This window comes from Schnuerera sp. xch1, assembly GCF_019931165.1.
Classification (GTDB): domain Bacteria; phylum Bacillota; class Clostridia; order Tissierellales; family Tepidimicrobiaceae; genus JAIOUP01.
Genome location: NZ_JAIOUP010000010.1, coordinates 1 through 21214 on the forward strand (window position 1 = coordinate 1; position 21214 = coordinate 21214).

The 21214-nt window shown below is 31.7% G+C and carries 16 protein-coding genes, 1 rRNA gene, 1 riboswitch and 1 other annotated feature; of the genes, 16 read left to right on the top strand and 1 reads right to left on the bottom strand.

The annotated features are described in order from the left end of the window. Window positions 1-251 precede the first annotated feature (251 nt). The 15 genes from rrf (at window position 252) to disA (ending at window position 20028) form a co-directional block, all read left to right on the top strand. Window positions 252-368, top strand: a 5S ribosomal RNA gene (rrf, locus tag K8M07_RS07945). A gap of 287 nt (window positions 369-655) precedes the next feature. Then, complete coding sequence (locus tag K8M07_RS07950; protein ID WP_223377529.1) at window positions 656-1048, top strand: Fur family transcriptional regulator; 393 nt, start codon at window positions 656-658, stop codon at window positions 1046-1048. A 412-nt stretch (window positions 1049-1460) separates the two neighbouring features. Continuing rightward, a complete protein-coding gene (locus tag K8M07_RS07955) occupies window positions 1461-2717 on the top strand; it encodes a uracil-xanthine permease family protein (RefSeq protein ID WP_223377531.1) in 1257 nt (418 codons plus the stop codon). Between the two features lie 149 nt (window positions 2718-2866). Next, window positions 2867-4093, top strand: coding sequence for an NAD(P)/FAD-dependent oxidoreductase (locus K8M07_RS07960; RefSeq protein WP_223377533.1), 1227 nt, complete (start codon window positions 2867-2869; stop codon window positions 4091-4093). 24 nt (window positions 4094-4117) lie between these two features. Then, the gene (locus K8M07_RS07965) at window positions 4118-5410 is read left to right on the top strand and encodes an NAD(P)H-dependent oxidoreductase (protein WP_223377535.1); all 1293 of its coding nucleotides are present in this window, start codon (window positions 4118-4120) and stop codon (window positions 5408-5410) included. 75 nt (window positions 5411-5485) lie between these two features. Further along, window positions 5486-6472, top strand: a complete 987-nt coding sequence (locus tag K8M07_RS07970; RefSeq protein WP_223377537.1) for a lipoate--protein ligase — start codon at window positions 5486-5488, stop codon at window positions 6470-6472. Between the two features lie 53 nt (window positions 6473-6525). Continuing rightward, window positions 6526-6748: a binding site (T-box leader), on the top strand. Window positions 6749-6796: 48 nt separating this feature from the next. Further along, complete coding sequence (gene ileS, locus K8M07_RS07975) at window positions 6797-9907, top strand: isoleucine--tRNA ligase (protein ID WP_223377539.1); 3111 nt, start codon at window positions 6797-6799, stop codon at window positions 9905-9907. A 176-nt stretch (window positions 9908-10083) separates the two neighbouring features. Next, entirely contained in the window at window positions 10084-10404 is a 321-nt protein-coding gene (locus K8M07_RS07980; protein ID WP_317845486.1) for a putative heavy metal-binding protein, read from the top strand. 173 nt (window positions 10405-10577) lie between these two features. Beyond that, window positions 10578-12641: an elongation factor G gene (fusA, locus tag K8M07_RS07985; RefSeq protein WP_223377542.1), complete on the top strand. Its 2064-nt coding sequence runs from the start codon at window positions 10578-10580 to the stop codon at window positions 12639-12641. Window positions 12642-12780: 139 nt separating this feature from the next. Beyond that, window positions 12781-12854, top strand: a riboswitch (cyclic di-GMP riboswitch). 84 nt (window positions 12855-12938) lie between these two features. Further along, entirely contained in the window at window positions 12939-13397 is a 459-nt protein-coding gene (locus tag K8M07_RS07990) for a CtsR family transcriptional regulator (RefSeq protein ID WP_223377545.1), read from the top strand. 15 nt (window positions 13398-13412) lie between these two features. Further along, window positions 13413-13925: a UvrB/UvrC motif-containing protein gene (locus K8M07_RS07995; protein ID WP_223377546.1), complete on the top strand. Its 513-nt coding sequence runs from the start codon at window positions 13413-13415 to the stop codon at window positions 13923-13925. A 5-nt stretch (window positions 13926-13930) separates the two neighbouring features. Further along, window positions 13931-14947, top strand: coding sequence for a protein arginine kinase (locus tag K8M07_RS08000; RefSeq protein ID WP_223377548.1), 1017 nt, complete (start codon window positions 13931-13933; stop codon window positions 14945-14947). Window positions 14948-14959: 12 nt separating this feature from the next. Further along, window positions 14960-17404 (top strand): ATP-dependent Clp protease ATP-binding subunit, encoded by a 2445-nt coding sequence (locus tag K8M07_RS08005; RefSeq protein WP_223377550.1) that lies wholly within the window; start codon window positions 14960-14962, stop codon window positions 17402-17404. 116 nt (window positions 17405-17520) lie between these two features. Continuing rightward, window positions 17521-18909, top strand: a complete 1389-nt coding sequence (gene radA / locus K8M07_RS08010; protein ID WP_223377551.1) for a DNA repair protein RadA — start codon at window positions 17521-17523, stop codon at window positions 18907-18909. A gap of 84 nt (window positions 18910-18993) precedes the next feature. Continuing rightward, entirely contained in the window at window positions 18994-20028 is a 1035-nt protein-coding gene (gene disA / locus K8M07_RS08015; protein ID WP_223377553.1) for a DNA integrity scanning diadenylate cyclase DisA, read from the top strand. Between the two features lie 48 nt (window positions 20029-20076). Here the strand turns inward: disA and K8M07_RS08020 are convergent, their stop codons facing one another. Then, window positions 20077-20499 (bottom strand): DUF1573 domain-containing protein, encoded by a 423-nt coding sequence (locus K8M07_RS08020; protein ID WP_223377555.1) that lies wholly within the window; start codon window positions 20497-20499, stop codon window positions 20077-20079. A gap of 222 nt (window positions 20500-20721) precedes the next feature. On the opposite strand from K8M07_RS08020, the gene K8M07_RS08025 reads away from it, so the two are divergent. After that, the gene (locus tag K8M07_RS08025) at window positions 20722-21204 is read left to right on the top strand and encodes a CarD family transcriptional regulator (RefSeq protein WP_223377557.1); all 483 of its coding nucleotides are present in this window, start codon (window positions 20722-20724) and stop codon (window positions 21202-21204) included. Window positions 21205-21214 lie beyond the last annotated feature (10 nt).

Sequence of the window (21214 nt, forward strand, 5' to 3'; positions counted from 1 at the left end):
GGCCTTAGGTGTAAGAGTAGTAATACTTTAAGCTGAAAGGTACTAATAGGTCGAGGGCTTGACCAGAGATATAATTTTTATGACCTAACTTAGCGAAGTGATAAGTGAGCTTTAGTAGGTCAAACGCAATGAGCACCAAATCTATGCGACCAAAGGGAGCAAATAGATTTGAGTTGCGAAACTGCGAACACTGTCTAGTTTCCAATGAACAATAAAATCAAAAAAACAGTATTCTTGCGCAAGCAAGTTCATTTGGTGGCAATAGCGAGAGGGATACACCTGTAACCATACCGAACACAGAAGTTAAGCCTCTCAGCGCCGATGGTACTTGGGTGGTAACGCCCTGGGAGAGTAGGACGCTGCCAAGTACATAGATAAAAAGCTCTATTTCGTAGGTCGAGGTAGGGTTTTTTTTAATTTTAGGAAATTACCGATATCAATATTTATTGACATATGTTCATAATAATATATAATATAGATATAACGAACACAAATCCAAAACTAAATGGAAATTTTTAAACAGCATATTTCGTTAAAAATGTGATTTGTTTGTAAAGAGAGTTTAAAAGGTGTTGGTAAAGTGGAAAAACCTGATAATTATAAAAATGAAAGTTTTATATTAATTTAAAATTTAATAGAAGATAATGGGTATAAGATGACTTCTCAGCGAAAAGAGATATTAGCGGAGTTTATTAAAAATAAAGAAGAACATTTAAGTGCAGAAAAAATTTATAATACATTAAAGTGTGGAGGGATAGGGTTCTCAACGGTATATAGAAGTATAAACCTTTTCGTGAATCTAGAGATATTAAAAGAGTTTAAAGTTGATGATACCAGTTATTATGAATTAAAAATGTATGCTAAGAAACCTCTGCACATACATTTCAAATGTGAAAGATGTAAAACTATTATGGATATAGATGATAAAGAAATAATATTAAAGTATTTGAAAATAAATAATTTAATTGAAAAAAATAATAAAATTCAAGTAAATGATGTTGATATCATGTTTCATGGATTATGTAATAATTGTATTAATAAAGCATAATTATGATTATGTGTGATAATTTAATTAATGAAAAGATAATAACAAATAATATAAAATTGAGTTGCATAAATAATGATATAATGCTATAATAGTTTAAGAAAATTTAAGAGTAAATCTTTAACTCAGTCCAGAGAGGCTGGCAAGATTGTAATAATATAATGAATAGTTATGCAATTATGTAAAAAACTTCTTGCTGCCTGCAAGAAGTTTTTTATGCAAGTTACAATCTAACAGTCCTTTAACTCAGTCCAGAGAGGCTGAAAAGGAGAGAAAACTCTCCTTTATGACCTAACACAGTGAACGAAAGTGAACTGATGTAGGTTAAACGCAACGAACTCCGAATTTGTGCGACCGTAGGGAGCAAACAAATTCGTGATGTGAGATTGCAAAAATTAAAAAAGGAGGTTTTTTTATGTCAGAAAATGTAATTAGTAGAAACAAGCCAGAGACAACATTGTTAAATAATTTTAAAAAGATGGTTTTAGCTCTTCAACATTTAATTGCTATGTTTGGTGCTACTGTGTTGGTGCCAATCTTAACAGGATTTGACCCATCAGTAGCCTTATTAGCTGCAGGTCTTGGAACCTTAATATTCCATCTTTGTACTAATGGTAAAGTTCCAGTATTTTTAGGTTCATCTTTTGCGTTTATCCCAGTAATACTAACAGTCAAAGAATTATATAATGGGGATTTAGCATATGCTCAAGGTGGCATAGTAATAGCGGGATTAATATATGTCTTAATGTCCTTTTTAGTAAAGAAAATTGGGATGGATAGAATAAAGAAATATTTGCCACCACAGGTAGTAGGACCAATGATAATAGGCATAGGTTTAAATCTAATGCCAACAGCTCTTGACATGGCAAGTGGAAATTATGTAACAGCTGCTATAACATTGGGAATAGCTTTGATAATAAACTTTAAAGGTAAAGGATTTATAAAACAACTTGGAATTTTAATAGCCGTAGTATCAGGTTATATAATTTCATTAAGTCTAGGACTAATAGACACAAATGTAATCAGTAGTGCTCCAATTGTAGCAATACCAACGTTTAATCTTCCGAAATTTGATATAGGAGCAATAGCGATAATTGCTCCAGTAGTATTAGCAGTATTTATGGAGCATTTAGGAGATATTACTACCAATGGTCAAGTTGTAGGTAAAAATTTTATAGAGAATCCAGGTTTAAACAGAACTTTATTAGGAGATGGATTAGCTACAACTGTAGCAGCTTTCATTGGAGGACCAGCTAATACAACCTATGGGGAGAATACAGGAGTTTTAGCTATAACCAAGAATTATGATCCATCAATATTAAGATTAGCGGCAGTATTTGCTATAGCATTAGGATTTATTTCTAAAATAGGATCAGTATTGACAACAATTCCAGAGCCAGTAATGGGAGGAATAAGTTTGATGCTATTTGGTATGATAGCCTTAGTAGGTGCTAAAACCATAAAATCAAGCGAAGTAAAGTTCAACTGGAAAAACACGATGGTAATAGGGACAATATTATTACTAGGTCTTGGAAGTGGAATAATAGAAAGTAAATTTGGGATTACTCTAGGAATTTCTGTAAATGACACAATCAGTGTATCTGGTCTAAGTTTTGCAGCTATAGTTGGTATGTTATTAAATGCTATATTGAATGGAAATGGAGAACAATAACACAAAATAATTAAAACCCATCTAAAATTTTAGATGGGTTTTAATTATTTTGGATGAATTATTAGACAAAATCAAAAATTAAGTATAAAATTAGTAAAGGAAAAGCTGTAATAGGTTAAGAGGAACCTTAATTAGAGAGGAAGTTTTTTATGACAAAGGTGTTAGTAGTAGGTGGAGGGGCAGCGGGAATGATGGCTGCAATTTCAGCAAGAAATCATGGTGCAGATGTAACTGTACTAGAAAGAAATAATCGAGTAGGAAAGAAAATATTAGCTACAGGAAATGGACGATGTAACTATACTAATATAAATTTATCTATTGATAATTATTATGGAAAGAATAGTAAATTTCCGCATAGTTGTATATCGCAATTTGATATACATAGAACCATGGATTTTTTTGAACGACTTGGTATAACACCAGCAATTGAAGATAATGGTAAAGTATTTCCATTATCTTATCAAAGTTCTAGTATATTAGATGTACTGAGGTTTGAATTAGAATCTATCAATGTAGATGTGATTACAGATGCATATGTTGCAGATATAAAAAAATATGATGATTTTATAATAATCTTAGAAGATGGACGTAAAATGCATGGAGATAGAGTCATACTTGCAACAGGAGGAAGGGCTGCCCCTAATACAGGGTCAGATGGCAATGGTTATATTTTAGCTGAAAAATTAGGTCATAGTATAGTAGAAACTTTTCCTGGATTAGTTCAATTAAAATTAGAAGGAGATTTTTTTAAAAAAGTAGATGGAGTTAAATTTGTAGGTACTGCTAAACTTTATAAAAATAATGGATTTATTAAAGAGGACACAGGGGATATATTATTTACTAATTATGGAATATCTGGTCCTCCAATTCTTCAATTGAGCAGGACTGTTAATGAATATTTGAGTAAAGGGTTAAAAGTTTGGTTAGGTATATCTATAATTAATACTAAAAGTAGAGAAGAACTATACGAATACTTACAATACAGATTTTCACTTATGTCTAAAAAGACTATAGAAATAGGGCTTATTGGACTTATAAATAAGAGATTAATACTTCCAATTCTTAGGGAGGCTGAAATAAATAGAGACAAACAAATTGCGTACTTAAGTAAAGAAGAAATAAGAAGGTTATCTATTTTATTAACAGATTTAAGATTTAGTGTAGCTGGAAGCAAATCTTGGCAGGATGCACAGATTACAGCAGGAGGTATTAAAACTAAAGAAATAAATAGTTCTACTATGGAATCAAAATTAGTAAAAGGTTTGTATTTTGCTGGAGAGGTTGTAGATGTTGATGGAGATTGTGGAGGTTTTAACCTACAATGGGCCTGGTCATCAGGATATGTAGCGGGTAAAAAATCTGCATCAAATAAATAATTGAACATTGAAAGGATGAATCTTATGTTTACAATGAATGAAAAATTGAAAGAATTATCAAGACAAGGTAAAGATATAAGGACTTCTATAGTTGGAGCAGGTAAGATGGGAAAAGGGCTTGTAAATCAAATGTCTAGAATAAAAGGGATGTTACCTTCTTTAGTTATAAATAGGCATATTGAAAAAGCAGTGGATGCACTTCTATCATCAGGAGTTAGTAAAGATGATATGGTTATTGTAGAGTCTCTTAAAGATGCTAATTTTTACTTGGAAAAAGGCAAATTTGTTGTCAGCGAAAATACAGAATTAGCAGCAAAGGCTAATATTATTGATGCAGTAGTAGATGCAACAGGAGTACCAGAAGTAGGTGCAAAGCTTTCACTTGACGCTATAGACAACAAAAAACATATAATCATGTTGAATGTAGAAGCGGATGCTGTAGTAGGGCCAATTTTATATGAAAGGGCTCAGAAAGTAGAAGTTGTATATACTGGAACAGCGGGAGATGAACCAGGAGCTACAATGGAATTATACAATTTTGCTACAGGGTTAGGCTTTGATGTGTTAGCTATTGGCAAGGGTAAAAATAATCCTTTAAATTTTGATGCAAATCCTACTACGGTATATGAGGACGCATTGAAGAAAGATCTTAAACCACATATGTTAGCAGAATTTGTTGATGGAACAAATACTATGATTGAATTAACATCTTTAGCAAATGCTACAGGATTTGTACCAGATATTAGAGGCTGTCATGGAATAGAAAGCGATATTAATAGTTTAACAGATGTTTTAAGATTAAAAGAAGAGGGTGGAGTTTTAAATAAATATGGAGTAGTAGATTTTGTAGAAGGAATTGCACCAGGGGTATTTGCTATAATTACTACAAAGTTAGAGGAGGTACATAAACAAATGGAATATTTGAATATGGGCAAAGGACCTAATTATGTACTATATAGACCTTATCATCTAACAAGTTTAGAAACTCCAGTAACAATATTTGAGGCTTGCTATTATAACGAAGCGACTATTGCACCTACAAAGGGTTCAATAGCTGAAACAGTGACAGTAGCAAAGAAGGATTTGAAGGCAGGAGATATGTTAGATCGTATTGGAGGATATACTGTTTATGGTAGTATTGAAGAGCATAAGGTAGCGATGAAAGAGAATTTAGTGCCTATATGTCTTATTGATGAGAATACAAAGCTATTAAAGGATGTTAAAAAAGGCCAATTTATAACCTATGATATGTTAGAATTGGACACAGATAGGACTATATACAAATTGAGAAAATTGCAAGATAAGACAATAGGTTAAATTATAAACAATATTTTACAATTAGCTGAGTATCGTTTAAAATAAAAGATATTACTATATATTTGGGGGAATTATATGATATATATAAAGAATAATGATAACAGGCCTCAGTTTAATTTAGCATTAGAACAGTATGTGTTTGATAATTTAGATCAATTTGATGATATATTTTTATTATGGATAAACGAACCATCCATAATCATTGGGAAGAATCAAAATACCATACAGGAAATTAACTTAGATTATGTGAGGAAAAACAATATAAATGTAGTCAGAAGATTATCCGGTGGGGGTGCAGTTTATCATGATTATGGCAATTTAAATTACACAATAATATCAAAGAATAAGGAGTCAGTTGCTTTCAATTTTGAAGCTTTTTCTAAGCCTGTAATAGAGGTGTTAGAAAAGCTTGGAATAAAAGCTGAGTTTACTGGCAGAAATGATTTGACTATAGAAGGTCAGAAGTTTTGTGGTAATGCTCAATACATGAAAAAGGGTAAAGTTCTTCATCATGGAGCCATGCTTTATGATACCGATTTAAATGTCTTAGGAAATGCTTTAAAAGTATCTAGGGATAAGATAGAGTCTAAGGGGGTAAAATCAGTAAGAAGTAGAGTTACAAATATTAAAGATCATCTAAATGAAGATATTACAATAGAAGATTTCAAGCAACTTCTATTAAAACATATGTTTGAAAGTGATAAAGAGATTCGACAATACAAGTTGACAGAAAAAGATTATCTGAATATAAATAAATTAATGAAAGAAAAGTATGATACTTGGGAATGGAATTTTGGAAGCTCACCTGATTTTAATATAGAAAAGTCTAAAAGATTTAAAACAGGAAAAGTAGAGACAAAATTATATGTAGTAGATGGCATAATAAAAGAAATCAAATTTTATGGGGATTTCTTTGGTGGAGGAGAAATATTGGATGTTGAGAAAAAATTTATTGGAGTAAGATATAGAGAGGATGAAATAAAAGAGCTTTTAGAGACTATAGATATAGGATATTATTTTTCAGGAATTTCTAGAGATGAAATGATGAGTTGTTTGATATAAATAACTTGACAAACTTGGTAAGTTTGATGTATATTAATATTCAAAATACAATGAAAGATGCGATGATAAAGATAGTAGTAAAAGATATTTATTATACAGAGAAATAATCATATGCTGAGAGATTATTAATAAAACCTTTTACGAAAATCACTTTGGAGCACAATATCTGAAATTAACAGTAAGATGTTGCGTCTATGGCGTTATAATAAAGAAGTGGCAGGATTTAATTACTTATGTCCTGCAAATTGGGTGGTACCGCGAATATTCGTCCCTAAGCTTATGCTTAGGGATTTTTTAATAAAAATTAAAGAGAGGATGAAAAAATTGAATAGGTTTAGAGAATTATCTAATGAATCCGTAAGTCAGAGAGAAAAGAACATTTCTAAATATTGGGAACAAATTGATTTGCTTCATAAATCAGTGGAAACTAGAGATGAAAACAGACCTTTTATATTCTACGAGGGACCTCCAACAGCCAATGGGAAACCTGGAATTCATCATGTAGTGGCAAGGACATTAAAGGATTTAGTATGTAGATATAAAACAATGGAAGGATATCAAGTAAAACGAAAAGCTGGGTGGGATACTCATGGTCTACCAGTAGAAATTGAAGTGGAAAAAAAGTTAAACATAAATAATAAATATGAAATTGAGGAATATGGAATAAAAGAATTTAATGAGCAATGTAAAGAATCAGTATTTCAATATGAAAAATTATGGAGAGAAATGACTACTAGAATGGCATACGAAATTGATTTGGATAACCCATATATAACTTTGGAAAATGATTATATTGAGTCAGTTTGGTGGATTCTTAATGAATTCTTCAAAGAAGGATTAATCTATGAAGGGCATAAGATACTTCCATATTGTCCTAGATGCGGAACAGGATTAGCATCTCATGAGGTAGCACAAGGATATGAGGAGATAAAGACAGAAACTGTAATAGTCAAGTTTAAGTTAAAAGATAAAGATGAATACTTCTTGGCTTGGACTACAACACCCTGGACATTACCAAGCAATGTCTGTTTAACTGTTAATGCAGATGAAACATACTTAAAAGTAAGAGAGAATGATGAAGTATATTATGTAGGCAAAGTTTTAGCAGATAAGGTATTAGGAGAAGACTATGAAGTATTAGAAGAGCTTAAAGGTAAGGATTTAGAATATATAGAATATGAGCAACTAATTCCTTTTATAGAAGTAGGCGATGATAAAAAAGCCTTTTTTGTAACAGTTGCAGACTATGTAACTACAGAGGATGGTACAGGAATTGTTCACTCAGCACCAGCCTTTGGTGAAGATGACTATAATACAGGAGTTAGATATGATTTACCAGTATTAAAACCAGTAAATGAGGAAGGTAAATTTACCGATACTATCTGGAAAGGGAAATTTGTAATAGATGCAGATTCAGAAATAATTCAGTGGTTGAGGCATGAGGGAAAACTTTATAAAAAACAAAAAATGGTTCATAATTATCCTCATTGTTGGAGATGTCATACACCGCTTTTATACTATGCAAAACCAAGTTGGTATATAGAGATAACTAAATTAAAGGATAAATTGATTAAAAACAATAATGGTGTCAACTGGTATCCAGAATTTGTAGGAGAGAAGAGATTTGGCAATTGGTTGGAGAATTTAAAGGATTGGGCCATATCGAGAACAAGATATTGGGGCACACCACTACCTATTTGGAGATGTGAAGACTGTGGACATATTACAAGTGTAGGATCTAGAAAAGAATTAGTAGATAGTGCAATAGAAGATATAGATGAATCCATAGAGCTTCATAGACCTTATGTGGATGATGTACATTTAAAATGTGAAAAATGTAATGGTACTATGACTAGAGTAAAAGATGTAGTAGATGTATGGTTCGATAGTGGTTCTATGCCATTTGCACAACATCATTATCCTTTTGAGAACAAGGAAAACTTTGATAAGCTATTCCCAGCAGATTATATATGTGAAGGAATAGATCAGACTCGAGGATGGTTCTATTCATTAATTGCGATATCCACATTTGTAACAGGTAAATCACCATATAAAAATGTGTTAGTCAACGATTTGATTCTAGATAAAGATGGTAAAAAGATGTCTAAATCCAAAGGTAACACAGTAGATCCATTTAAGTTGTTTGATAAATATGGTGCAGATGCTTTAAGATGGTATTTGATTTATGTATCACCACCATGGACACCAACAAAATTTGATGAAGATGGATTAAGAGAAATAGAGAGTAAGTTTTTCAGGAGTATAAGAAATATATATAATTTCTTCTCTTTATATGCTAATACCGATGATGTAGATCCAAGAGAATTTTTCATAAAATATGAAGATAGGGAAGAAATAGATAGATGGATTCTTTCAAAATATAATAATTTAGTAAAACAAGTAAAAGTAGATATGGATAATTTTGAATTAACGAGAGTAGTAAGGGCTATACAAGAATTTGTTGTAGAAGATTTATCTAACTGGTATATAAGACGTTCTAGAAGACGTTTTTGGTCAACAAAATTAAACAGTGACAAAAAAGCGGTATATAACACAACATATGAAATACTGGTAGGCATAAGTAAAGTGATAGCACCATTTGTACCATTCACTTCTGAAGAGTTATATAGAAGTTTGACTGAAGAAAAATCAGTACACTTAGATTATTATCCAGAACATAATGAAGAATTAATAGATCTTCAGTTAGAAGAGAAAATGGATTTAGTTAGGAACTTGGTTGGACTAGGTAGAGCTTCTAGAGAATCGGCAAGAATAAAGGTACGTCAACCGCTAAAGGAAGTATTAATTGATGGAAAATATGAGAAAAAAATAAAGGATCTAGTACCTCTAATTAAAGAAGAATTAAATGTAAAAGAAGTGATATTTGAAAAGAATTTAAGCCAATTTATGAATTACTCCTTAAAGCCAAACTTTAAAGTAGTAGGACCTATACTAGGTTCTAAAGTAAAATCTTTTAGCAAAGCATTAAATGAGGTTGATCCCCGTGAAACTGTAGAAAAATTAGATGCAGGTAAAAAGGTAGTCTTGAATCTAGATGGAGAAGATGTAGAAATTACAAAAGATTATGTAATGGTTACTATATCTGCAAAAGAAGGATTTGACGTAGCGATGGAAGATAACTTGTTTGTAATTCTAGATACAACTTTAACCGATGATTTAATAAATGAAGGATATGCAAGGGAATTTATATCTAAGGTTCAACAAATGAGGAAAAATAATGGATACGATGTTTTAGACAATATCAATATTTATTATGATGGAGATAAGGACATAAAAGAAGCAGTAGATATATTTGAAGATTATATTAAAAGTGAAACTCTAGCTCTTTCTGTTAAAAGGGTAACTGATGATTCATTTAAGCAACAGGATTTAAATGGACATACTACAGGGATTAAATTAGAAAAAGTTAAATAATATTAAACAGTAAAAATTATTTTAACTGTTTAGAAATTAAAAGTAGATGACATTGTCATCTACTTTTTTATAGAGTAAGAAGGAATTTATTTGTCATTGTAGAATATAAATAATAAGAATAATTATTTAAAAATTATTTTTAATGATTAAAAATTATTGAGAAAGAGGTGGATTTGATGATATCAACTACAACAAATAGTGTTGAGGGTAAAAAAATAGTTGAATATAAGGGAATAGTTTTTGGAGAAGTAGTTTCAGGAGTTGATTTTATTAAGGATTTTACTGCAGGATTGTCCAATATTTTTGGTGGACGTTCTAAATCCTACGAAGGTGAATTAATTGAGGCAAGAGAAAGTGCTATAAAGGAAATGGAGCATAGAGCATTACAACTTGGTGCAAATGCTGTCGTTGGAGTTGATATAGATTACGAAGTACTAGGGCAGGGTGGTAATATGCTTATGGTTACTGCTTCTGGAACAGCAGTAGTAGCTGAATAATAAATGTTCAGAACTGTCGCTACTGTTTGATAATAAAAAATACTATGATAAATAGCGATTTCATGATATAATCTAAAAAAGATGATTATAATGATTTTTAAGACTAAAATATTTTATGAATTTTAAATATTTGGCTATAACAATAAAATGTTGGTTAAGGGGGAAAGTGACTAATGAGAGTATATCAAACTGAACAAATGAGAAACGTAGCTTTAATTGGACATGGTGGCAGTGGGAAAACAACTTTAACAGAAGCCATATTATATGCTACAGGAGTAATTAAGAGGCAAGGCAGAGTTGATGATGGAAATACTGTATCTGATTTTGATAAGGAAGAAATCACAAAAAAGTTTTCAATTGGAACATCTGCAATTCCTGTAGAATGGAATGATAATAAATTCAATTTTTTAGATACTCCTGGATATTTTGATTTTGTTGGGGAGGTATATGGTGCATTAAGAGCAAGTGAAAGTGCCTTAATAGTAGTAGACGCTTCGTCAGGAGTAGAAGTTGGAACAGAAAAATCTTGGAAATATGCTACAAAGCATAATCTTCCAAAAGCTATATTTTTAAATAAAATGGATAAAGAAAACGTTGACTTTAAAAAAATTTTAGATAATATTAAAAGTCAATTTGGGAATAAAGTAGTACCTCTTACATTACCAATAGGACAAGGAGAAACATTTAAAGGACTAGTTGATGTAATTGATAAAGTAGCTTTTGAATATAGTGGAAAAGATTCTAAAAAAGTAGACATACCGACAGAAATGGGAAGTGAAATTGAGGCTGTTAGAGAATCCTTGATGGAAAAGGTTGCAGAGACAGATGAAGAATTGTTGGAAAAATACTTTGAAGGTGAAGGGTTTACAGAAGAAGAAATTAAAAAAGGGCTTAACCTTGCGATTAATAGTGGAGATTTAGTTCCGTTAATAGTTGGATCAGCTGAAAAAGCTATTGGTGTTAATATGATATTGGAACTTTTTGAAAAATATATGCCAAGCCCAATATCGGTAAAATCTAATATCGGATACAAAGGTGAAGAAAAAGTTGAGAGAAAATTAGACGTTAACGAACCATTTTCTGCAATAGTATTTAAAACTATTGTAGATCCATTCGTAGGAAAACTTTCTCTATTTAAGGTACTCTCAGGGAAAATAACCAAAGATCAAGAAATATATAATTCAGTAAAAGACGAATTTGAAAAGTTAGGGGGCTTATTCGTACTTAGGGGTAAAAATCAATTAGAATCATCTGAAATAGTCGCTGGAGATATTGGAGCTACTTCTAAATTACAAGTAACACAAACAGGAGATACTTTATGTAATAAGTCTAATCCAATTGTATATGATAAGATCGAATATCCACAACCAACATTGTTCTTAGCGGTAGAGCCAAAGGCAAAGGAAGATGAGGAAAAAATAGGATCATCTTTAAATAAGTTAACAGAAGAAGATCCAACTTTTGTTGTAAAAAGAAATTCTGAAACAAAACAGTTGTTAATTGGCGGGCAAGGGAATATGCAGTTAACTGTTATAATAGATAAATTGAAAAATAATTTTGGAGTTGAAGTAACTTTAACTAAACCAAAAGTTGCTTACAGAGAAACAATTAAAGGAACTTCTAGTGTACAAGGGAAGCATAAGAAGCAATCAGGTGGAGCAGGACAATATGGTGATGTTCATATAAGGTTTGAACCTACAGAAGAGGACTTCATATTTGAGGAAGAAGTTTTTGGTGGAGCTGTTCCTAAGAATTATTTTCCAGCAGTAGAAAAAGGATTAAGAGAATGTTTAGAAAAAGGTGTTCTTGCTGGATGCCCAGTAGTAAATGTTAAGGCTACATTATTTGATGGTTCATATCATCCAGTAGATTCTAATGAGATGGCATTTAAGATCGCTGCTTCTCTTGCATTTAAAAAGGGTATCGAACAAGCTAATCCTATACTATTAGAGCCTATTATGAAGGTGGAAGTAATAATTCCTGAAGAATACATGGGAGATATAATGGGTGATATGAATAAACGCAGAGGTAAGATTTTAGGTATGGAGTCACAAAAAGATGGCAGCCAACTGGTTATTGCAGAAGCTCCACAAGCAGAATTATTTGAGTATGCTATAGACTTAAAAAGCATGACACAAGCAAGAGGTAGTTTTTCGATGGAATTTATTAGGTACGAAGAAGTTCCATCAAGTATTGCTCAAAAAATAATAGAAGAAGCTAAAGTTGAAAAAGAATAGTATATAGTTTTAAAAAGGTTTGACTTTTATCCGTCAAACCTTTTTAGGTTTAATATCGGTAGACATTGATAAATTATTTGAAATAAAGTTAGTGTTTACAATTTCCAACAAGTGTATTAATATATACTTATAGAATATCAATAGACAAAGGCGAACTTAGGGAAATTTAAGGATGCAAAGCTATAGGATTTTAAAAGGTAGCCAGTTATTTGCAAAAATAAGTATTGAAATTTTCATAAAGATGTATAATAATATATAGTGAAGGACAAAGTAAGTCAAAGTCAAAGGGGTGATATTTTGCCAAGGATAAGTAATGTTATTGAAAGGTTCATTAAGGAAATGTTAGAAGAAGCAGAGAATGGTATTGTTGAAATAGGTAGAAATGAGATGGCTCAAAGATTTGGTTGCGCTCCTTCTCAAATAAATTATGTCCTTACGACAAGGTTTACTCCTTATAAAGGCTACTATATAGAGAGTAGACGAGGCGGTGGCGGGTATATTAAGATTATGAAAGTAAAAATTGAAGGAGATCCTCATATAGAAAATTTGATAAGAAATGTAGTAGGAGATTCAATCACTAAAAATAAAGCATATCATATAATTGAAACACTAAGAGAGGAGAAAGCAATTACTGAGAGAGAGGAAAGTATAATGAAGGCATCTATAGAAGATACAGCCTTAAGTGCTATTACTAAGAATAGAAATAGAGTAAGAGCGGATATACTTAAGAATATGTTCCTTATTCTATTGATGTGATTAGGAGGTTTTATAATGTTATGTCAAATGTGCAATAAAAACCAAGCTACTGTCCATTATACTAAGATAATAAATGGAAAGGTAGAAGAGCTACATTTATGCGAAGACTGCGCTATGAACAATAGTGAATTTGGATTTGATACTACATTTTCGTTTCATAAACTATTAACTGATTTAATTGATAATTTCCAAGAAGGGGTACCTAAAAAACAAGTTAGCAATATAGAATGTCCATTTTGTGGTCTGAATTATTCAGAATTTAGAAAAACTGGAAAATTTGGATGTGCACAATGTTATGAAACTTTCGAACCAAATTTGAATCCTTTATTTAGAGGAATACATGGGCATGATGAACATACAGGAAAAGTACCTCGTAGGGCTAATGCTGCAGTAGCAACAAAAAGAGAAATTGAAAAATTAAAGAGAAAATTAGATGAACTTGTTGCTAAGGAAGCTTTTGAAGAAGCAGCTAAGGTAAGAGACAGGATAAAAGAATTAGAGAAAAAGTTTAATGGAAATGAGGAGTGATGGGGATGGTAAAATGGGTTGAAGGAACAGGCCTTGAAGAAGATGTAGTAGTTAGTACAAGAATAAGAATTGCTAGAAACTTGACAAACTATCGATTCCCACAGAAAATGGATATCAAAGAAGCAGATAAACTTACTCAAGAAGTATTAAATGTTATGAAAGATTTATCAGATGATGTCAACTATAAATTTTTAAAGATAAATAGTTTGACACCTGTTGAAAGGGTAGCATATATAGAAGAACATTTGATCAGCCCTGGATTATTACAGAAGTCAGACTATAGTAGTTTTTTGCTAAAAGATAATGAAAACATAACGATAATGATAAATGAAGAAGACCATTTAAGGGTGCAGGTTCTTTTTCCAGGATTAAATTTTGAAGAAGGCTGGAAATTGATCAGTAAAATGGATGATTTTTTAGAGAGCTCGTTGGATTATGCTTATCACGATAGATATGGATATTTAACAGCTTGTCCCACCAATGTGGGTACTGGCCTTAGAGCTTCTGCTATGGTTCATATACCTTCTCTAACTCTTACAGGACATGTGGATAACTTGATTAGAGGATTTAGCAAGATAGGGTTAACTGTAAGAGGCCTCTATGGAGAAGGTACTGAAGCAATAGGAGATCTATATCAAATATCTAATCAGATGACCCTAGGAGAGAATGAAGAAGAAATAATAAGGAAATTAAAGAGTGTAATATATCAAATAATAAATAGAGAAAGAGATGTTAGGAATAATTTACTTGAGAAAAGAAAAAATGAGATAGAGGATAAAATTTTTAGATCTTTAGGAACTTTGAGATATGCAAGAAAGATGTCTTCAAAAGAAGCAATGAAACATCTTTCTAATGTAAGACTAGGAAAGGAAATGGGTATAATTAATGATGTAGATTACAAAAAAATAGCGAATTTAATGATTGAAATACAACCTGCTTCTATACAAAGGTATGCCAGTAAGGAATTAACTGAAGAAAAAAGAGATATTATTAGGGCTAATTATATAAGAGAAAAAATATAGAGGAGGGATAGCATGGCTATGTTTGGTAGATTTACTGAAAGAGCTCAAAAAGCCATATTATTAGCTCAAGAAGAAGCAAAGAGATTAAGACATGACTATGTAGGTACAGAACATATATTATTAGGATTAATTGCAGAATCTGAAGGGGTTGCAGCTACGGCCCTAAAGAAAGTAGGTATTGATCTAGAAAAAACAAGAGAAGAAGTTATAAGGACGGTAGGAGGAGGAAGCTTTGATGCTGATATTATGGGATTTACTCCTAGAACAAAAAGAATATTTGAGTTGAGTTTTGTGCAAGCCAGGAAATTAGGCCATAATTATATTGGTACTGAACATATACTGTTAGGATTATTGGATGAAAATGAAGGAGTTGCTATTGTAATTTTAAAGAAATTAGGGGTGGATATAGCAAAATTAAAAGATAGCCTGCTAAAAATGTTAGCGGAAAGTCAATCTAAACAATCTCCTTTTCAACAACGAGGTGAAGGTTCAACTCCAAATCTAGATAAATATGGAAGGGACTTAACTAAGCTTGCAAATGATGGTAAGATAGACCCGGTTATAGGGAGATCGAAAGAGATAGAAAGAGTAATCCAGGTATTGAGTAGAAGAACAAAAAATAATCCTGTGCTTATTGGAGAACCTGGAGTAGGTAAAACTGCTATTGCTGAAGGACTGGCTCAAAAAATTGTAGAAGGGAAAGTACCTGAGATTATAAAGGATAAGCAAGTAATGACTTTAGACTTACCTGGTATGCTTGCAGGTTCTAAGTATAGAGGAGAATTCGAAGAAAGATTGAAGTCAACAATGAATGAAATAAAAGAAAATGGAGATATCATACTATTTATTGATGAGCTTCATACCATAGTTGGAGCAGGTGCAGCAGAAGGTGCTATAGATGCTTCAAATATATTAAAGCCAGTTTTAGCTAGAGGAGAACTTCAAGTAATAGGTGCGACTACTATTGATGAATACAGAAAGTATATAGAAAAGGATTCTGCATTGGAGAGAAGATTCCAGCCTATAATAGTAGAAGAGCCTACTGTGAAGGATACGATTCAAATACTTGAAGGATTGAGAGATAAATATGAAGCTCACCATGGCGTTAAGATATCTGATGAAGCCATTAAAGCTGCCGCAGAATTATCTAATAGGTATATTACAGACAGATTTTTACCTGATAAAGCTATAGATTTGATAGATGAGGCAGCATCTATGATGAGAATAAACTCATTTGTTGCTCCAGATGGTTTAAAGGATTTAGAGGAAAAGCTAGAAGAATTGTCACAAGAAAAAGAAGGAGCTATAAGTACTCAAAACTATGAAAAGGCAGCACAAATTAGAGATGAAGAGAAGCGAATTAAAGAACAATTAGAAAATGAGAAGAATAAATGGCAACAAGAGAAACAAAGTTCCAATATGATACTAGGATATGATGAAATAGCTAAAATTGTATCTGATTGGACTGGAGTGCCAGTAAATAAGATGACTACAGAAGAAAGTCAAAGGTTATTAAATCTTGAAGAAGAACTTCATAAAAGGGTGGTAGGACAAGAACAAGCAGTAAAAGCAGTATCTAATGCAATTAGAAGAGCAAGAGTAGGATTAAAGGATCCAAAAAAACCTGTTGGAACATTTATATTTGTAGGACCAACAGGAGTAGGAAAAACCTATTTAGCTAAATCTTTGGCAGAAACGATGTTTGGTGATGAGGATTTAATGATAAGAATTGATATGAGTGAATATATGGAAAAACACTCTGTATCGCGACTTATTGGTTCCCCTCCAGGATATGTAGGTTTTGATGAAGGTGGCCAATTAACTGAAGCAGTTAGAAGAAAACCTTATTCTGTCGTACTTTTTGATGAAATAGAAAAGGCTCATCCAGATGTATTCAATATATTGTTGCAGATTTTAGATGATGGCAGGTTAACAGATTCAAAAGGACGTACCGTTAATTTTAAAAATACAATAATAATAATGTCGTCTAATGTAGGAGCTACAACTATTAGGAAACAAAATGTATTAGGATTTACTGCAGTAGGAGAAGAACAAAAAGAGGAATATGAAAGAATGAAAGAAACCATAATGGATGAATTAAAAAGAACATTCAGACCTGAGTTCTTAAATAGAGTAGATGAAGTGATAGTATTCCACTCATTAGTAGAAGAAGATGTGAAATCCATTGTAAATATAATGGTAGGAGATTTAGAAAACAGGATGAATAAATTAGACATTAACATAAAGGTTACCGAGGATACTATAGATTATATAAGCAAAGAAGGTTTTGATCCTGTATATGGGGCAAGGCCTCTTGAAAGAACTATAACAAAGATGATAGAAGATCAGTTAGCAGAAGAAATGCTAAAAGGTAATGTTTCGAAGAATGACAATATTATAATAGATTATAAAGACAATAAATTAGTATTTGAAAAAGATAATATAGCTAAGTTATAGTTTTATGCTAATATTATGTGAGAGTAAAGTAATGGACCAAGGTTATAATGTAATTATGACCTTGGTTTTATATTTATGATATAATAAAGTAAAAGTGTAATGTCAAAGGAGGAAAAATGAAGAAAAAGACTATATATAGGTGTACCGAATGTGGCCATGAAACCATTAAGTGGTCAGGATTCTGTTCACAATGTGGTGCGTGGAATACTATACAAGAAGTAGTGGTAGATGCTAAAAAGGGGAAGAATGCCTTTAATAATGGTCAAACTCAAAGCACTAGAAACATATCACCGGTAAAACTATCTGATATCGATTTGAATATTAATCAAAGAATAATAACTGGAATTGAAGAGTTCAACAGGGTGCTAGGTGGTGGTATCGTAAGAGATTCTGTAACAATTTTGACAGCTCGACCAGGAGCGGGAAAGTCCACTTTGCTGTTGGAGATATCATATGATATTGCAAAGAAAGGATATAAGGTATTATATGCTTCTGGTGAAGAAAGTGAAACTCAAATAAGAGATAGATCTAATAGGATATTTAATGAAATGCCAGAGAATATTTGGATACTATCTGATACTGATATGGATAATGTGTTGAAATCTGTGAAAAAAATCGACCCGGATTTAGTTATCGTGGACAGTATACAAACCTTTGTGTTAAGCGAATTTAGTTCGAGAGCTGGCTCACCTGTTCAAACTGTTGAATGTGCTAATTCTTTAGTGGATTTAGCAAAAGATAAAAATAGTCCAAAGGCTATTATAATGGTAGGACATATGACCAAGGCTAATGAGATGGCTGGGCTTAGAACATTAGAACATTTAGTTGATACAGTTATTTATCTTGAAGGAGAAAGTGATGAGCAATTAAGAACACTAATGTCAACAAAGAATAGGTTTGGAAGAACAGGAGAAATCGGGCTATTTTCTATGGAAGATGCAGGCATGGTACCTATAGATAATCCCTCAGAATTTTTTATTACAAAAAGAGAAGAAGGAGATATAGTACCAGGAAGTGCATTATCGGTTATAAAGGAAGGCTCAAGACAAATTATAGTTGAGATAGAAAGTTTAGTATCTCAATCCTTCACTCCTTATCCTGCTAGAATAGGGGAATGTCTGAGAAAGGATCAACTGAGTACTTTAATATCTATATTAGAACAAAGAGGTAATATCAGTCTATATGATAAAAATGTGGTAATTAAAACTACAGGAGGTTTGAGACTAAGTGAACAGTCTGTAAATTTGGCAATTATAATGAGTATAGTTTCATCTGTGGAAAAGAGAGGGATACCCAATGATATAGTATTTATTGCAGATGTTGGGCTTACTGGAGAACTAAAAAAAGTTCCTTCTATAGAATCAAGGGTTAAGGAATTAGATAGAATGGGATTTAGAAGAGTATATATACCAGAAAATGTGTTAACACATAATATAAAATTTAAAAATATTGATGTAGTATCATTAAAGACTTTGAAAGAAGTAATTGATCATATTTTTAACTAGGCAGAAATATATAGCTTATAAATAGAATTTAAATTTCATCTATTCCATATAATATCTACAGGAAAAGGGTTTGGAGGATATTATATGGATTTATATAAAACTTTAAAGTTAGTAGCCCCAGGAACTCCATTAAGGGAAGGTTTGGATAATATACTCAATGCAAATATTGGCGCATTGATAGTGGTTGGGAACACTAAGGAAGTTTTGGATATTGTTTATGATGGGTTTTATATCAATAGTGAGTATACTCCTGCTTATCTATATGAGTTAGCTAAAATGGATGGGGCAATTATTTTGGACAGTGATTGCAAAAGGTTATTGTATGCAAATACACAACTGTATCCTTGTCAATATATTATTTCCAAAGAGACTGGTACTCGGCATAAGACTGCAGAAAAAGTGGCAAAGCAAACAGGAGTCTTGGTAATTGCTGTATCTGAAAGAAGACGTGTTATAACTTTATATAAATCTAATTATAAATATGTTTTAAAAGATATTAACGAAATCTTAAACAAAGCAAATCAAGCTGTTAAAACTTTAGAAAAGTATAGAGAAGTATTAGATAAAGCAATGGTTGATTTAACGTTTTTAGAATTCAAAGATTCCGTAACACTCTATGACTTATGTGGTGTGGTACAGAAGGTGGAAAGAGTTTGGAGAATCAGCAATGAAATCAATATGTATATATCTGAGTTAGGGACAGAAGGAAGACTGCTAGATATGCAAGCTGTAGAGTTGATGGATGGTATTGAGTCTGATAGAATTAATCTTATAAGGGATTACATCAATAATGAATGTAAAGATTATACAACTGTGCTTGATGGAATTGAAAAGCTCGATTCTGAGCAATTATTAAAGCTGGATCTAATTGCAAATTTATTAGGATATGATAGAGGTAGAGAAACATTGGATTGTAAAGTACAGCCAAAAGGGTATAGAGTATTAAACAAGATTCCTAGAATCCCCCCTAAGGTATTAGAAAATATAATTTTTACATTTGGATGCTTAAAAAAAATCATAGAGGCTTCACGCCAACAATTAGAAATAGTTGAAGGAGTAGGAAAAGTAAGAGCTATTAATATAATTGAAGGGTTGAAAAGCATCAGAAATAATTTTTAAAAAAACAATAAAGTGGCTAAGGCAATTTATTGCCTTAGCCTTTAAGTTTTATTTGAGATTAAAAATACCTAATGTTTTCATATTGTCGTACTCTCTTGCCATAGCATCTGATATATTTATGTCTAAAACATTGCAGAGGGCAGATAAATAAAAAAGGTAAGCTCCAACTTCTTCATTAAGTATTTCTTGACAATTAGGACATAAGTGTCCTTCTAAATGATCTTTCATACTGTTTTTTATTTCTTCTAATGAATCTTTGTTGTAATCTTGTTGCGTAGCTTTGATTTCAATACATCCACATGTAGTAACAGATTTGATTACTGCTCTATTTATTCTAGCAGTATATTCATCTAGCTTTGTTATTATATCCAAAATGCTCTTGTGTCTTATAAGTACATCATCTACTTTTTCTTGAAAATCATCGCAACTAATATCTTTTTGGATATTTACGATATTTGAATTTGTGTCCATATAGTTCCACCCCTGTCAAATGATTATTAGTTATGATTTTATTATACTGATTAAGACAAGTTGTTGTCAAATGTTTCTGACAATATATTTTAAAAATAAAAAAAGAAATAAACAGTTGACAATTGAAATATTAATGTGGTAAAATATAATCTTTACAATCATTGACTAGTATAGTATAATATAACATGAGAACATATGGATAATGAGATAGGAGGTTATATTATGTTTAATATTGGAGATAAAATAGTTTATCCTATGCATGGCGCAGGAGTAATTGAAGGGATAGAAGAAAGAGAAATTTTAGGCGAAAAAAGGAAATATTATATAATGAGAATGCCTATAGGCGACATGAGAGTAATGATACCTGTAGACAATATAGAGGAAATTGGGATAAGAGAGATAATTGGCAATGAGGAATTTGAAAAAGTATTGACTATCTTAAAAGGGGATAAAACTAAAATGCCTCAAAATTGGAATAGACGTTATAGAATAAATATGGAAAAAATTAAATCTGGAGATATATTTGAGATCGCAGCTGTTGTTAGAAATTTGATGCTTAGAGATGCTGAAAAAACTCTTTCTACAGGAGAAAGAAAAATGCTTAACAATGCTAAACAAATGCTTGTAAGTGAGATTGTGTTAGCGGTGGATTCAAACCAAGAAGAAACAGAAAAATTAATTGATAGAACAGTTAATTGTATATAAAAGAAATAAA